At 64.9% G+C, this 15,112-nt stretch carries 15 protein-coding genes; 8 read left to right on the top strand and 7 right to left on the bottom strand.

What is annotated here, in order from left to right; translation table 11 throughout:
* Positions 1-20: 20 nt before the first annotated feature.
* The 5 genes from ACSQ3Q_RS10005 (at position 21) to hemP (ending at position 2,833) form a co-directional block, all read left to right on the top strand.
* The gene (locus tag ACSQ3Q_RS10005; RefSeq protein ID WP_436134239.1) at positions 21-293 is read left to right on the top strand and encodes a (2Fe-2S)-binding protein; all 273 of its coding nucleotides are present in this window, start codon (positions 21-23) and stop codon (positions 291-293) included.
* Positions 294-390: 97 nt separating this feature from the next.
* Positions 391-1,077: an energy transducer TonB gene (locus ACSQ3Q_RS10000; RefSeq protein WP_436134238.1), complete on the top strand. Its 687-nt coding sequence runs from the start codon at positions 391-393 to the stop codon at positions 1,075-1,077.
* Positions 1,078-1,135: 58 nt separating this feature from the next.
* Positions 1,136-1,855, top strand: a complete 720-nt coding sequence (locus ACSQ3Q_RS09995) for a MotA/TolQ/ExbB proton channel family protein (protein WP_436134237.1) — start codon at positions 1,136-1,138, stop codon at positions 1,853-1,855.
* Between the two features lie 3 nt (positions 1,856-1,858).
* Complete coding sequence (locus tag ACSQ3Q_RS09990) at positions 1,859-2,269, top strand: ExbD/TolR family protein (RefSeq protein ID WP_436134236.1); 411 nt, start codon at positions 1,859-1,861, stop codon at positions 2,267-2,269.
* A 342-nt stretch (positions 2,270-2,611) separates the two neighbouring features.
* Positions 2,612-2,833, top strand: a complete 222-nt coding sequence (hemP, locus tag ACSQ3Q_RS09985; protein WP_436134235.1) for a hemin uptake protein HemP — start codon at positions 2,612-2,614, stop codon at positions 2,831-2,833.
* Between the two features lie 347 nt (positions 2,834-3,180).
* Here the strand turns inward: hemP and ACSQ3Q_RS09980 are convergent, their stop codons facing one another.
* Complete coding sequence (locus tag ACSQ3Q_RS09980; RefSeq protein WP_436134234.1) at positions 3,181-3,588, bottom strand: GlcG/HbpS family heme-binding protein; 408 nt, start codon at positions 3,586-3,588, stop codon at positions 3,181-3,183.
* 238 nt (positions 3,589-3,826) lie between these two features.
* On the opposite strand from ACSQ3Q_RS09980, the gene ACSQ3Q_RS09975 reads away from it, so the two are divergent.
* Positions 3,827-4,522: a Bax inhibitor-1/YccA family protein gene (locus tag ACSQ3Q_RS09975; RefSeq protein ID WP_436134233.1), complete on the top strand. Its 696-nt coding sequence runs from the start codon at positions 3,827-3,829 to the stop codon at positions 4,520-4,522.
* 112 nt (positions 4,523-4,634) lie between these two features.
* On the top strand, positions 4,635-5,012 hold the full coding sequence (locus ACSQ3Q_RS09970) for a hypothetical protein (protein WP_436134232.1): 378 nt from the start codon (positions 4,635-4,637) through the stop codon (positions 5,010-5,012).
* Positions 5,013-5,161: 149 nt separating this feature from the next.
* On the opposite strand, the gene rlmD is transcribed toward ACSQ3Q_RS09970, so the two are convergent.
* The 3 genes from rlmD to ACSQ3Q_RS09955 form a co-directional block, all read right to left on the bottom strand.
* Positions 5,162-6,622 carry a 23S rRNA (uracil(1939)-C(5))-methyltransferase RlmD gene (gene rlmD, locus ACSQ3Q_RS09965; RefSeq protein WP_436134231.1) on the bottom strand — a complete coding sequence of 487 codons (1,461 nt, stop codon included), beginning with the start codon at positions 6,620-6,622 and terminating at the stop codon, positions 5,162-5,164.
* 63 nt (positions 6,623-6,685) lie between these two features.
* Positions 6,686-6,985 (bottom strand): hypothetical protein, encoded by a 300-nt coding sequence (locus ACSQ3Q_RS09960; RefSeq protein ID WP_436134230.1) that lies wholly within the window; start codon positions 6,983-6,985, stop codon positions 6,686-6,688.
* A gap of 128 nt (positions 6,986-7,113) precedes the next feature.
* Positions 7,114-7,587: an Lrp/AsnC ligand binding domain-containing protein gene (locus tag ACSQ3Q_RS09955; RefSeq protein WP_436134229.1), complete on the bottom strand. Its 474-nt coding sequence runs from the start codon at positions 7,585-7,587 to the stop codon at positions 7,114-7,116.
* Between the two features lie 122 nt (positions 7,588-7,709).
* On the opposite strand from ACSQ3Q_RS09955, the gene putA reads away from it, so the two are divergent.
* Entirely contained in the window at positions 7,710-11,468 is a 3,759-nt protein-coding gene (gene putA, locus ACSQ3Q_RS09950; RefSeq protein WP_436134228.1) for a trifunctional transcriptional regulator/proline dehydrogenase/L-glutamate gamma-semialdehyde dehydrogenase, read from the top strand.
* A gap of 100 nt (positions 11,469-11,568) precedes the next feature.
* Here the strand turns inward: putA and ACSQ3Q_RS09945 are convergent, their stop codons facing one another.
* The 3 genes from ACSQ3Q_RS09945 to guaA form a co-directional block, all read right to left on the bottom strand.
* A complete protein-coding gene (locus tag ACSQ3Q_RS09945) occupies positions 11,569-12,639 on the bottom strand; it encodes a DUF6352 family protein (RefSeq protein ID WP_436134227.1) in 1,071 nt (356 codons plus the stop codon).
* 153 nt (positions 12,640-12,792) lie between these two features.
* Positions 12,793-13,374 (bottom strand): 2'-5' RNA ligase family protein, encoded by a 582-nt coding sequence (locus tag ACSQ3Q_RS09940; RefSeq protein WP_436134226.1) that lies wholly within the window; start codon positions 13,372-13,374, stop codon positions 12,793-12,795.
* 111 nt (positions 13,375-13,485) lie between these two features.
* Positions 13,486-15,105, bottom strand: coding sequence for a glutamine-hydrolyzing GMP synthase (gene guaA, locus ACSQ3Q_RS09935; RefSeq protein ID WP_436134225.1), 1,620 nt, complete (start codon positions 15,103-15,105; stop codon positions 13,486-13,488).
* Positions 15,106-15,112: the final 7 nt, after the last annotated feature.

The following is a 15,112-nucleotide window of genomic DNA, read 5'->3' as shown; positions in this document are numbered from 1 at the left end:
CAGCCACACTGCCTGCCGCCATGATCGTCTGTGTTTGCCGCCGGGTTTCTGACCGTGAGATCGCTCGCCACGCACGCGCTGGAATGAGCTTTGACGAGATCCAGTTCGAGCTGGGTGTCGCCACCCAATGCGGTTGCTGCGAAAGCTGCGCCCGCGACGTGGTGGCGCAATGCAGTGCATCGAATCCAGTGGCCGCCCTGCACAACGAATCGGCGCCACAAACGATCCAGCTTGCCAACTCCATCCTGGAAAGCAAGTCATGGAACTCCTCTCAACGCTCGCTGGCAGCCTGATCCTCGTCGCAGGCTCGGCCTGGTGGATCTTTCGCAAATAACTAGGTCTTTTTGGCCTCTAGCGCTTGATACGTAAGCGCTGGCTGCTATCATTTTTATGTCTCACCCTGATCGTTTTGCCACCCCTGGGGGTGTCAGCCGCAATACCGTGATCGTGGGCTCCGTCATTGCACTGCACATTGCGGGCATCTGGGCCCTGCAATCGGGCTTGCTGCGCCGCGCGGCCGAAGTCATCGTCCCGGCAGAGCTCCTGAGCGAATTTATCGCGCCGCCTGCCCCGCCCAAGATCACCCCGCCGCCCCCTGCCCCGCCACCGCCCCCACGGCCCGCGCCCAAGGTGGCGCAGCGCCCGGCCCCTATGCCCGTGGCCATTGCAGACCCCACACCTGCGCCCAACGCCCCCACCGGCGTGACCACGCCGCAGCCGCCTGCGCCGCCCATCGAGGCTCCGGTCGCGCCCCCGGCGCCACCCGCTCCGCCGGCACCGCCTGCCCCGCCCAAGATCGAGTTGCCATCGAGCGACGCGGCCTACCTGAACAACCCAAAGCCCAGCTACCCCGCCATCAGCAAACGCATGGGCGAGCAGGGCAAGGTGGTGCTGCGCGTGCTGATCGGCATTGACGGTACGCCGCAGCAGGTGGAAATCAACAAGTCCAGCGGTTTCGACCGGCTGGACAAACAGGCCCAGGAGGCCGTCATGCGCTGGCGCTTCGTGCCCGGCAAACGCGACGGCGTGCCGGCGACCATGTGGAACCTGGTCCCTGTCAACTTCGTGCTCGAATAATCAGTCAATCGGTCAATCGGTCAATCAACGCTTTAGATCAGCTTCAGGGAGTTTTTTCATGGAATCGCAATTCGGCATCGCCAACGTATGGATCCAGGGTGACTTCGTCACCCGCGCGGTCGCCATCATCCTGCTGGCCATGTCGCTGGCCTCGTGGATCGTCATCTTCATCAAGGCGCTGGACATCATCAAGTTCAAGAAGCACACCCGCGCCGCGCAGGACTTCTGGCACAGCGAAGACTTCGCCGCCGGCCTGACCAAGCTGGGCAGCGACAACACCAACCCCTTCCGCCACCTGGCCCTGGAAGGCCGCGAAGCCACCGCCCACCACCGCAACACCAAGGCCCACCTGCATGACAGCCTGGACGTGAGCGACTGGGTCACGCGCTGCCTGCGCAACTGCATCGACGAATTCACCGCCCGCCTGCAGTCGGGCCTGGCCATCCTGGCCTCGGTCGGCTCCACCGCTCCCTTCATCGGCCTGTTCGGCACCGTCTGGGGCATCTACCACGCGCTGCTCGCCATCGGCACGTCGGGCCAGTCCACCATCGACAAGGTCGCCGGCCCCATCGGCGAGGCGCTGATCATGACGGCCCTGGGCCTGGCCGTGGCCATCCCCGCCGTCCTCGGCTACAACGCCCTGGTGCGCGGCAACAAGTCCATCCTGGGCGGCCTCAACAGCTTTGCCCACGACCTGCACGCCTATTTCGTGACCGGTGCCCGCGTCAACGCCGGCGGCGAACAGGCCAAGGTCCTGCCCCTCAAGAAAGGCGCGTAAGCCATGGCCTTCGGAACCCAAGACGATGCCGATGACGTGATGAACGAGATCAACATGACGCCCCTGGTGGACGTCATGCTGGTGCTGCTCATCATCTTCATCATCACCGTGCCGGTGATGAAGCACTCGGTCAACGTAGACCTGCCTCGTGCCACCAACCAGCCCGAGGACGTCAAGCCCGAGACCGTGCGCCTGTCGGTGTCGGCCGACGGCAAGTACTTCTGGAACGAGTCGCAGGTCACGGAAGAGGAACTCTTCCCCCGCCTGCAGGCCGAGGCCGCCAAGCAGCCCCAGCCAGATCTGCACATCCGCGGCGACAAGGAAGTGCGCTACGAACGCGTAGCCCAGGCCATGGCGGCGGCCCAGCGGGCAGGCGTGCGCAAGATTGGTTTTGTGACGGACCCAGCGCCCTAGCCTAGGCTGGACTGTTTCCGCTCGCCACCCGGCACGCCTCCGCACGCACTGCCTGCGGCGGGCCTGCCGGGTTTCTTTTTTTGACGAGCGCCGATGCCATTTTTTGCGCGGCGGACCCCATAGATGGTCACCGCGACTGGCCCTGGGGCCGGAGGTCGCATTCCGGAGCGGCCCCAACGCGACCTGTAGTTTTCCTGCGGATCATCACTCGGCGCTCGCTGGGCCCCACAAACCGTCGAACAGTCCAGCACCAGAACAAAAAGAAACACTCCAATGGCTTGACTTGTAATTGCGAATCACTATCATTAACAAATCGCACTGCAACGCACCAGGAAACACCCAATGCAAGCCACACTGACCGCCGCATCCATCCTGCGCCCCGCTTCGTCCAGCAAGGCCGCAGCGCAGGCCCAGGGCCCAGCCAGCCAACGCACCGAAGGCGCGGCGGCCGCGGTGGACAGCAGTGCCCTGCTCCAGGGGCAAAAAACGGTCGCCATCAGCCACAACGGCTCGGTGTACCGCCTGCAGGCCACCAAGCTGGGCAAGCTGATCCTGACCAAATAAGTGACGAGCATCCGAACGACGCGATCACTGCCAGTGATGCATTTCCCGCGTTCGGGGTCCATGCTGAGGATCCTGCTCCGAACGCACCGCATGGTGCACGCCACCACCTAGTTTCATCGTGGGGCGACTCCCGGGCTTGTAACAAGCTCGCAAGGGTCGTTTTTGCCAGCCAACGGGTCCGCCCGCGTAGCCAGGCTTTTTTTCCAGCCCCGCGATCGTCAGAAAAACAAAAACCGGCCTGAGGCCGGTTTTTTTGTGCCCAGGGATTCCAAGGCGTGATTTTTGAGCCTTTTTGGGCCCTGGCGCTTGATATACAAGCGCCAATAGCTATCAAAAATATATCAAACTCACAAACCAATTGCCGCAATGCCTGCCCGCGCAACCTGTGCATCCTCGGTGGACTTCACACCGCTCACGCCCACGGCGCCCAGGCACTGCCCATCCTTGAGGATTGGCACGCCGCCTTCGAGCAGGCCGTCGATGCCTGGCGCGCTCAGGAACGAAGTCCGGCCGCCGTTGATCACGTCCTCATACACCTTGCTCTCGCGGCGCCCCACGGCGGCCGTGCGGGCCTTGGAGGGCGCGATGTGCGACGACACCGCCGCGGCGCCGTCCAGGCGCTGCAGCCACAGCAGGTGGCCGCCGTCGTCCACGATGGCGATGGTCACGGCCCAGTGGTTCTTCAGGGCTTCGGCTTCGGCTGCGGCGGCAATGGCTTTGACGTCGGCCAGTTCGAGTTCGTGCTTGGTTTTCATGAATGCGTCCGGGGGAAAGAGAAGGAAAGAAGGATCGGTGCCCGGCCAGGCCTACAGGCCGGCCGGAGGGCAGCGCCCGTGAGCATAGCGGCATCGCCCGGGCCCCTCACCCTCATGCAGGTTGAAAGTACCCTTACCAAAAGTAGGTAAGCCGACGCGGTCATTGCAAGTCAAAAAACCGCCACCACCTAGAATTTGCAGTGTCTGCGCTGTGCAGGCCAACAAGGAGAGACACAAGATGAATGACCAAGTCACCACCCTGGGCCACTCTGCGGGCTATGGCATCTCGCAGGAAGACCGCCACCGGGTTCTTCGCAACACCTACTGGCTGCTGGCCCTCAGCATGATTCCTACGGTGCTCGGCGCCTGGATCGGCGTGGCCACCGGCATCACCCAGTCGCTGCGCGGCGGCGTGGGCCTGATCGTGTTCCTGGGCGGCGCGTTCGCCTTCATGTTCGCGATTGAAAAGACCAAGCGCTCTGCGGCCGGCGTGCCGGTGCTGCTGGCCTTCACGTTCTTCATGGGGCTGATGCTCTCGCGCCTGATCGGCATGGTGCTGGGCTTCAAGAACGGCACCGACCTCATCATGACGGCCTTCGCCGGCACCGCAGGCGTGTTCTTCGTGATGGCCACCCTGGCCAGCGTGATCAAGCGTGACCTGTCGGGCATGGGCAAGTGGCTGATGGTGGGCGCGCTGGTGCTCATGGTCGGCGGCATCATCAACGTGTTCGTCGGCTCCAGCGTGGGCATGATGGCGATCTCGATGGCGGCCATCGGCATCTTCAGCGCCTACATGCTGTACGACATCAAGCAGATCCTGGACGGTGGCGAAACCAATTACATCAGTGCCACGCTGGCCCTGTACCTGGACGTCTTCAACGTGTTCCAGAGCCTGCTCGCCCTGCTGGGCATCATGGGCGGCGAACGCGAATAACGCGCCCGGGCCATCGGCCAGAACAAAAGGCTCCCTGCGGGGAGCCTTTTTCTTGGGCGGCCGGATGTATCAAGCCTCAATAGCCAGGCTGAGCTGCCGATAATGCAAGTACATGTATCGCCTCCCTGCTTCCCCCCCGCTGCGTCTGCTGGCCGTGACTGCCCTTGTGGTGCTGCTGGCGGGCTGCGACAAGATTCCCGGCCTGGGCCCCGATCCCCGCGTCGCGCAGCGCGAGGAAGAAGCCAAGGCCATTGGCGGCGCCTGCCGCCACGCCCTGCGGGGGCTGGAAGACTGCTACATGCTGAACCCCAAGGCGGCCAAGGCCTCGGTGTTTGCCGGGTGGAAGGACATGGACGCCTACATGCGCGAGAACAAGATCGAAGGCGCCCCCTCCGTACTCGGCAACGCGGAGAAGCCCGAACGCAAGGGCAGCGGCGCGGAGATCGAAACAGAAACCCGCGACCCCGCGGCAAGCCGCAGCCGAAGCTGATCCCTGCGGGGTTCGCACGCACTGCTTACTGTGCAGAGCGCCGCCGGGGCCGTCACCGCTGACCTGATCCCGCCCTACCGCTACCGCAAATCATCCCGCGAGATGGCTCTGCCCCCTGCCTGAACCCGGCCAAGGGGCGAGCAAGCCCCTCAGACCCGTTCGAACACCGCCATGCTTTCCACGTGCGCGGTGTGCGGGAACATGTTGACCATGCCCGCTGCCGTGCACTTATAGCCGCCCTTGTGCACCAGCAGGCCCGCGTCACGGGCCAGCGTGGCGGGGTTGCAGCTCACGTAGACGATGCGTTGGGGCGGAGTCCAGTTCTCGGCACCGGCCGGCAGCGGACCAGCCCCCTCGGCACCGAGGCGGGCCTGCTCAAGGTCCGCCAGCGCGGTGGCAAGCGCAAATGCACCTTCGCGTGGTGGATCCACCAGCCATTTTTCAGCCGAGCCGTCGGCCACCAGCATCTCGGGCGTCATCTCAAACAGGTTGCGCGCTACAAAATCAGTAGCTGAAAGCGCTTTACCATTAAGCGCTAGAGCCTGATTCAATGCGTAGTTTTCGCGCGAGCGGGCGACCAGGGCCTCGCTGCCTTCAATGCCCAGCACCTCGCGGGCCTGCGTGGCCAGCGGCAGCGTGAAGTTGCCCAGGCCGCAGAACCAGTCGATCACGCGCTCGTGCGGCTTGACGTCCAGCAGGCGCAGCGCCCGGCTCACCAGCACGCGATTGATGTGCGGGTTCACCTGTGTGAAGTCGGTGGGCTTGAACGGCATGGTGATGCCGAAGTCCGGCAGCGCATACGAGAGCTCTTCACCGCCTTCGTCCAGCAGCTTTACGGTGTCTGGCCCCTTGGGCTGCAGCCACCACTGCACGCCGTGCTCGGCGGCAAAAGCGCGCAGCCGGGCGACGTCATCAGCGCTCAGCGGCTCCAGGTGCCGCAACACCATCGCCGTGACGCTATCGCCACAAGCCAGTTCGATCTGTGGGCAGGTATCGCGGGCGTCCATGCCGGCAATCAGCGCACGCAGCGGCATCAGCATCGCGTCCACATGGGGCGGCAAGACCTTGCACGTCTGCATGTCGGCCACATACCGACTCTTGCGCTCATGAAAGCCGATCAGCACCTGGCCCTTCTTGATCACGTGGCGAACCGACAGCCGCGCCCGGTACCGGTAGCCCCAGGCCGGGCCTTCGATGGGCCGCATCACGGTTTCAGCCTTGACCTTGCCCAGGTGCCAGAGGTTGTCTTCCAGCACCCGCTGCTTGACGGCCACTTGCGCGCCCACGTGCAAGTGCTGCATCTTGCAGCCACCGCAGGCACCCGCGTGTAGCCCAAAATGCGGGCAGCCTGGGCGCACGCGCTGCGACGATTCGCGGTGGATCGCCGTGAGGCTGGCCTGCTCCCAGTTGTTCTTCTTGCGGTGGGTGTTGGCGGTGACCAGCTCAAACGGCAGGGCACCATCGATAAAGACGACCTTGCCATCAGGCCGCCGGGCCACGCCCTGCGCGTCAAGGTCCATGGACTGCACCTGCAGCCAGCCCTCGGGCAGGTCGGTCGCGCTTTGCGCGCAGGGTTCAAACGAGGGGGATAGTTCTTTCGGTTCGCTCATCCCCCGATTGTCTCAGGCCCGGGCGGGCGCCCTGCCCGACCTGAGGCGGCGCTTCACCTGAGATCAGCTGCGGTCGGCGCGTGCGGCACGCCGGCCGGCACCACCGCGCATCGAGACCGAGGCCAGAGGCAGCTTGTTGATGGTGAGGTCGCAGTTGTGGTTGTCGGGCGTGAAAACCAGCGTCGAGTTCGGCGCGACGAGCGGAAGGGTTTCGTGGATCTGGCGGGACATGTCGATCGGCGGCTCGGGGGCGCGGTAGACGAGGTCCTTGTCGGGGCCATAGACCAGGTAGCACGAGGCCGCCGCGGACTGGCTGAAAAGTGCAGCCACCAGGGCTGCGGCAGCGTATGGAAGGGCCTTCATGGTTGCTTCTCCTGAAACTGACGGTTCTGCCGGGCATTATGCGGGCTTTGGCCTGCCCGGCCAATGCAGCTGTGGCCTGAAAACCGCTCTGGCGCAGGCGACCAATAGTACTGGGCACGAGGCCCGCGCTACCTCAAGTGCAGATGGTTGGTGTGCTTGACCTCTTCCATCACCGCATAAGTGCGCGTCTCCCGCACGCCGGGCAGCTGCCAGAGGACCGCGCCGGCAAACACGCGGTAGGCATTCATGTCGGCCGAACGGGTCTTGAGCAGGTAGTCGAAGCCGCCGGCCACCATGTGGCATTCCATGATCTCAGGATGCACCTGCACTGCCGCCTTGAACTGGTCGAACACGTTGGGCGTGGTGCGGTCGAGCAGCACTTCGACGAACACCAACATGCCCGCGCCCAGCTTGAGGGGGTTCAGGCGGGCCTCGTAGCCCAGGATGAAACCATCGCGCGTGAGGCGCTGCACACGCGCCAGCACTGCTGTGGGCGACAGGGCCACGGCCTCGGCCAGCTTGAGGTTGGCAATGCGGCCGTCTTCCTGCAGGATTGACAAAATCTTGCGGTCGATACGGTCCATATCGGTTTCTGCTTGCATGTTGGTTAGCGATTTATTCGGTAGACATGGCAATTTTCGACCATTTATTCATCGCCAGTCCAAGGATCATCGCCCATAACGCCAAACGCAGATTGGCCCACACATCACCGAAAGACACCGCCATGACGCAGCCCAACGCCCAGCCCTCCGCGCCGTTTGCAGACTTTGCTCCCCGCACCCTGTTGAGCAACCCGCTGCGCGCGGCCATCACTGCCGCCTATCGCCGCCCCGAGCCGGAAGCCCTGGCCCCGCTGCTGGCCCAGGCCCGCCTACCCCAAGAACAGGCTGCAGCGTCCCAGCAGCTGGCACTGCGCATTGCCAAAGCGCTGCGCGAACGCAAAGCCAGCGCGGGGCGCGCGGGCATCGTGCAGGGGCTGCTGCAAGAGTTTTCACTGTCGTCCCAAGAAGGCGTGGCGCTGATGTGCCTGGCCGAGGCCCTGCTGCGCATCCCGGACAAGGCTACGCGCGACGCGCTGATCCGCGACAAAATCAGCCACGGCCAGTGGGATGGCCACCTGGGCAAGAGCCCGTCCCTTTTCGTCAACGCCGCCACCTGGGGCCTGCTCATCACCGGCAAGCTGGTAGCCACACACAGCGAAAGCAGCCTGGGCATCTCGCTGGGCCGCCTGATCGGCAAGGGGGGCGAGCCTCTGATCCGCAAAGGCGTGGACATGGCCATGCGCATGATGGGCGAGCAGTTTGTGACCGGCGAGACCATTGACGAAGCCCTGCGCAACGCCCGCACGATGGAGGCCGAGGGCTTTCGCTATTCGTACGACATGCTGGGCGAGGCCGCGCTGACCAGCGCAGACGCGCAGCGCTACTACCAGTCCTACGAACAGGCTATCCACGCGATTGGCAAAGCGTCTGCCGGGCGCGGCATCTATGAAGGGCCGGGCATTTCCATCAAGCTGTCGGCCTTGCATCCACGCTACAGCCGTGCACAGTTTGGCCGCGTAATGGACGAGCTGTACCCGCTAGTGTTGCGCCTGACCGCCTTGGCCAAGCAGTACGACATCGGCCTGAACATTGACGCCGAAGAAGCCGACCGGCTGGAACTGTCGCTGGACCTGCTGGAGCGCCTGTGCCACGAGCCCACCCTGGCCGGCTGGAACGGCATTGGCTTTGTGATCCAGGCTTACCAAAAGCGCTGCCCGTTTGTCATCGACTACGTGGTGGACCTGGCCCGCCGCACCCAGCGCCGCCTGATGGTGCGTTTGGTCAAAGGCGCGTATTGGGACAGCGAAATCAAGCGCGCCCAGGTCGATGGCCTGGAGGATTACCCCGTCTACACCCGCAAGGTGCACACCGACATTTCGTACATTGCCTGCGCCAAGAAGCTGCTGGCTGCGCCCGAGGCCGTGTACCCCCAGTTCGCCACACACAACGCCGAAACGGTGGCCACCATCTACCAGCTGGCGGGCAGCAACTATTACGCCGGGCAATACGAATTCCAGTGCCTGCACGGCATGGGCGAGCCGCTCTATGAGCAGGTGGTCGGTGCCATCGCTGCCGGCAAGCTCGGCCGCCCGTGCCGCATCTACGCCCCCGTGGGCACGCACGAGACGCTGCTGGCTTATCTGGTGCGCCGCTTGCTGGAAAACGGTGCCAACACCTCGTTCGTGAACCGCATTGCCGACGAAGCGATTGCACTGGATGAGTTGGTACGCAGCCCCGTGCAGGTCGTAGACCAGCAAGCCGCAGTGGAAGGCACTGCGGGCCTGCCCCATCCCCGCATTGCCACGCCGCAGGGCCTGTATGGCGCGCACCGCACCAACTCGCGCGGGCTGGACCTGTCGAACGAGAACACGCTGACCGAACTGGCTACCGCCCTGCAGGCCACTGCCACCCATGCCTGGAACGCCGGCCCCTTGCTGGGCACCGATGCCCCTGCAGGCCCTGCCCAGCCCGTGCGCAACCCCGCCGACCACAGCGACATCGTGGGCCCGGTGCAAGAGGCCACCGCCGACGACGTGGACCAGGCGCTGGCCCACGCCCAGGCCGCCGCAGCACCCTGGGCTGCCACACCGCCCGCCGAGCGTGCCGCCGCCCTGCTGCGCGCGGCCGACCTGCTGGAAGAGCGCATGTTGCCCCTGCTGGGCCTGCTGATGCGCGAAGCCGGCAAGAGCGCCAGCAACGCCGTGGCCGAAGTGCGCGAGGCCGTGGACTTCCTCCGTTACTACGCGGCCCACGTGCAAAGCACCTTCGACAACACCACCCACATCCCGCTGGGCCCTGTGGCCTGCATCAGCCCCTGGAACTTTCCACTCGCTATCTTCATGGGCCAGGTCGCGGCCGCGCTGGCTGCGGGCAACCCCGTGCTGGCCAAGCCCGCCGAACAAACCCCGCTGATCGCCGCCGAGGCAGTGCGCCTGCTGTGGCAGGCCGGTGTGCCCCGCGCCGCAGTGCAGCTGCTGCCGGGCCAGGGCGAAACCGTGGGCGCGCGCCTGATTGGCGACGCCCGCGTGATGGGCGTGATGTTCACGGGCTCCACCGAGGTCGCGCGCATCCTGCAGCGCACCGTGGCCGGGCGGCTGGATGCCGCAGGCCGCCCCATCCCGCTGATTGCAGAAACCGGCGGGCAGAACGCGATGATCGTGGACTCGTCCGCCCTGGTCGAACAGGTGGTGGGCGACGCCGTGTCGTCCGCCTTTGACAGCGCAGGCCAGCGCTGCTCGGCCCTGCGTGTGTTGTGTGTGCAGGACGACGCTGCCGACCGCGTGGTCGAGATGCTGCAAGGCGCCATGGGCGAGCTCCGTGTGGGCAACCCCGGCGCGCTGCGTGTGGACGTGGGACCGGTGATCGACGCCGAAGCGCAAGCAGGCATCACCCAGCACATCGAGAAATTCAAGGCCCAAGGCCATCCCGTTTTCCAGCACCCGAGTCACGTTTCTGCAGTCAGCACACAGGGCACCTTTGTGCCCCCCACGCTGATCGAGCTGAACCACATCGGCGAACTGCAACGCGAAGTCTTCGGCCCGGTACTGCACCTGGTGCGCTACGCCCGCAACGACCTGGACCAGTTGCTCGACCAGATCAACGCCACCGGCTACGGCCTGACGCAGGGCGTGCACACCCGCATCGATGAAACCATTGCCCGCGTGGTCAACCGCGCCCACGCGGGCAACGTCTACGTGAACCGCAACATGGTCGGTGCCGTGGTGGGCGTGCAGCCGTTTGGCGGCGAAGGTCTGTCGGGCACCGGCCCCAAAGCAGGCGGGCCGCTGTATCTGCTGCGGCTGCTTTCCCAGCGGCCAGCCGATGCGCTGGCCCGCACCTTTGCCGACGCGGACCGCATCGCGCCACCTGAGGAAACGCAGCGGGAACGGCTGCTGGCCTCGCTCCATACGCTGCAGCACTGGGCTACGGCACAAGGCCATCCCGCCCTGGCCCGCACCTGCGTGCGGTTTGCCGCAGAAACCCAAAGCGGCACTGCCCGCACCCTGCGCGGCCCCACGGGCGAACGCAATGTCTACACCCTGGCCCCGCGCAGCCGCGTGCTGTGTTTGGCGCACGGCACCGACGACTTGCTGACACAAACCGCTGCCCTGCTCGCCACGGGCGGCACAGCGCTCTGGCCGACCGACCAAGCTGGCCTGCGCGCACAACTGCCCACGCTGGTACAGGCCCAGATCGCGTTGCAGGACAACGCGCTGATGAACAGCGCGGTGGGGCTGGACGCCGTGCTGCACCACGGCGACGCGACCTCTCTGCACACGGTGTGTACCGCCCTGGCCCGACGCCACGGGCCGATCGTCGGCGTAACAGCGCTGCCAATCGGCGCGGTGGATATCCCGCTGGAGCGCCTGATCATCGAACGCGCGCTGAGTGTGAACACGGCGGCTGCGGGCGGAAATGCGAGCTTGATGACCATTGGATGATCGCCCGGCACCGGCGTGCCATCCGGCGGGAAAAACTTGAACCAAATTGGCCGCCAGCGCTTTCTAATCAAGCGCTATTAGCTATTGATTCAATAGCAAATTAAGACGCGGATGCCAGCGGTAGATTGAGCGGAAGGTTCTGCGGCTTGATGCGCACCACGCCCTCGGCGTTGGTCGCGAGCCCCAGGTACACCGGCTTGCCCGCCACATCGGCGCGCATCTCGGCCGGGTTGGCAAAGGTCAGCGTGAACAGGCTCACCAGGCGCGCCATCCGATCTGCATCCACAGGGTGGTCCTGGTACAGGTCATTGAGGAGGGCCGTGGATTCCACGTCCAACCCCACGTGCCAACGCCACGCGCTGTCGGTGACCTGGTGCACGGGTTCGATCAACACCTGAACACCCAGCAGGTGGGCAACCCACCGCTCCAGCACCCGCGCCAGCGCCTTGAGGCCCGAGCGCGCGCGCGTCATTTTGAAGGTCAGGCCATGGCTCAGGTCCTGCGTCAGCTCGTGGGTCAGGTCGAGTAAAAAGTGGTGGCGATCGCTCGCCTGCCAGTACTGACCGGCGTTGTCGGCGGCCAATACCTGGACCTGCGCCGTGGGCTGCAATGCGCCGCTTTGCAACAGAAGGCGCCCCACCTCCCCCAAGCCCGCTGTTTCATTCAACATGTCCAGCGTTGCACGGTCGCCCGCCAACATCTGCCCATCTTGCAGGGTGATGCGCTGGGGGCGGAACAGCATCTCGGCCGCACGGGCTTCAAAGGCGTCATTGCAGTCATCGAGCAGGTTGCGCAGCAGGGCCTGAACCACGGCGTCAATGAACACGGCTGGCACGTTGACCGCCCCACTGCGCATGAGTTGCAGGTAGTACGCCTCCAGCGTGCCCGCGGCCAGCAAGCCATCGCGAAAGCGCATGAACACGGTGTAGTTTTCGCGTGCATCGTCGTCTTGCACAGCCGCCAACTCCTGAGGGGCGACGCTGCGTGCTGGCGACATGGCCAAAGATTCGTGCAAAGCCACCTCCGCCGGGCAAGACTCCGGCACCAGGGCCAACTCGGGCCGAGTCAGCAGCCGCTGCAGGTACCCCTCGGTGGGTACCAGCCAGCCGCGCGTGTCCCGGGCAAGCATCTGAAAGCCGCATCCGGGCCAGAAATCAGCGGCCGACGTCATGGCAATGCCCTCCGCCGCGGGGGGACGAGCGTCGGGGCGGGGCCGGCGGGGGGCATCAAGGATAGGACCATGGAGGACGGGGTGGAGGCTTGGCTGACACAGGCGACAACCAACCGGATTGTGGGAGTGCCCGATCTTATCGGCGCCTGGATCTCACCAATCGCTGAAGGACTGCTGGCGCGCCACCAGGGGCCATCGCGCCAGCACATCGTGCTGGGAGAGCCCATACAGACTGTCCACCAACATGAATTCAGACACCCGCCAGGCGAGCGGCTCGATGTCGCGCGGATCAAAAGGCTCGTGTCGATAGTCCAGCGTCACATGGGGGCTGAAGCTGCGGCGAATTTGGCGCTCATCAAAGCCCACGCGCCTCATCGCCAGCGCCAGGTCGCGTTCAAAACCGCGAATTCCGCGTAGGCCTGCCTTTCGTCCTGTCAAATGCGCCATGCTTTGGCCGCTGGGGCCGGTGGTGGACTGCACGACATCCAACTCGATATCGAAAGGCTCTGCGGCCAGGGTGCAGGCTGCGGCCATGGCAAGTTCAATCTGGCGCCCTGGAACTCCATCCAGAAACCGCCCCAGCTTCTCCACCGTGATGTGCAGGCCGTCCTTGCGCATTTGCGCGCCACGCTTGGGGCATGGTGGCAAGCCGAGGCTGCGAAGGAGCCCAAACGCGCGGTCTGCGGCCTGGGGTGGAAGGCGGACGAAAAAGTACAGATCGTGGGGTTGTGACATAGCAGGCAGACATCGGCATGTTCGGCCTGATATTTTGCATGAAGCTGTATAAAAATACAGTCCCACCACCAGCCCTGCAATCAGCCCAGCGGTCTGCCCCGTCGACTTCGCTCACTCCCATTCGATCGTCGCTGGCGGCTTGCTGCTCACGTCGTACGTCACGCGGTTGATGCCGCGCACCTCGTTGATGATCCGGCCTGACACCTTCTTGAGCAGGGCGTAAGGCAGCTCGGCCCAGTCGGCGGTCATGAAGTCGCTGGTCTGCACGGCGCGCAGGGCGACCACGTAATCGTAGGTGCGGCCATCGCCCATCACGCCCACGCTCTTGACCGGCAGGAAGACGGTGAAGGCCTGGCTGGTGAGGTCGTACCAGGTCTTGCCGGTGGCTTCATCGACATGGTTGCGCAGCTCTTCGATGAAGATCGCGTCGGCGCGGCGCAGCAGGTCGGCGTATTCCTTCTTCACCTCGCCCAAAATGCGCACGCCCAGGCCGGGGCCGGGGAAGGGGTGGCGGTAGACCATTTCGGGCGGCAGGCCCAGGGCCACGCCGAGTTCGCGCACTTCGTCCTTGAACAGGTCGCGCAGGGGCTCCAACAGCTTGAGGCCCAGCTGTTCTGGCAGGCCGCCCACGTTGTGATGGCTCTTGATGGTGACAGCCTTCTTGCTCTTGGCGCCGCCGGATTCGATGACGTCGGGGTAGATGGTGCCCTGAGCCAGGAAGGTGGCGCCCTTGTGGCCGCCGTCGCCGGCTTTCAGTTTGGCGGCCTCGGCCCTGAACACGTCGACGAACAGGCCGCCGATGATCTTGCGCTTGGCTTCGGGCTCGCTCACGCCCGCCAGCTTGCCAAGGAACATGTCGCTGGCATCGACGCGGATGACCTTGGCGTGTAGCTTGCCGACGAACATGTCCATGACCATGTCGCCTTCATTCAGGCGCAGCAGGCCGTGGTCGACGAAGACGCAGGTGAGCTGGTCGCCGATGGCGCGGTGGATCAGCGCTGCGGCCACGGAGGAGTCGACGCCGCCGGAGAGGCCCAAGATCACTTCTTCATTGCCCACCTGCTGGCGGATCTGTTCCACGGCTTCGGCGATGTGGTCGCGCATGACCCAGTCGGGGCTGGTGCCGCAGATGCCGAGCACGAAGCGGTCGAGCAGCGCCCTGCCCTGTACGGTGTGGGTGACTTCGGGGTGGAACTGCAGGGCGTAGAAGCGGCGCTCTTCGTCGGCCATGCCGGCGATGGGGCAGCTGTCGGTGCTGGCCATGAGCTTGAAGCCCGGGGGCAGCTCGGTGACCTTGTCGCCGTGGCTCATCCACACGTTGAGCATGCCGTGGCCTTCGGGCGTGGTGAAGTCGGCAATGTCCTTGAGCAGTGCGGTGTGGCCACGGGCACGCACCGCGGCAAAGCCGAACTCGCGCTTGTGACCGCCCTCGACCTTGCCGCCCAACTGGTGCGCCATGGTCTGCATGCCGTAGCAGATGCCGAGCACGGGCAGGCCGAGCGTAAACACGGCCTCGGGCGCCTTGTCTGTCGTGTCTTCGTACACGCTGGCGTGGCTGCCGGACAGGATGATGCCCTTGAGCGAGCCGTCCTTGGCGTAGTCGCGCACCCACTCGTCCGTCACGTCGCAGGGGTGCACTTCGCAGTACACGTTGGCTTCGCGCACGCGGCGGGCGATGAGCTGAGTGACTTGCGAGCCGAAATCGAGGATGAGGATTTTCTGGTGTTGCATGGCGGTG

Origin of the sequence: Acidovorax sp. LjRoot129 (assembly GCF_964253765.1) — a bacterium.
GTDB lineage: Bacteria > Pseudomonadota > Gammaproteobacteria > Burkholderiales > Burkholderiaceae_C > Acidovorax.
Note: the sequence above shows the minus strand (reverse complement) of the source record. Positions and strands in the feature narration are given on the sequence as shown.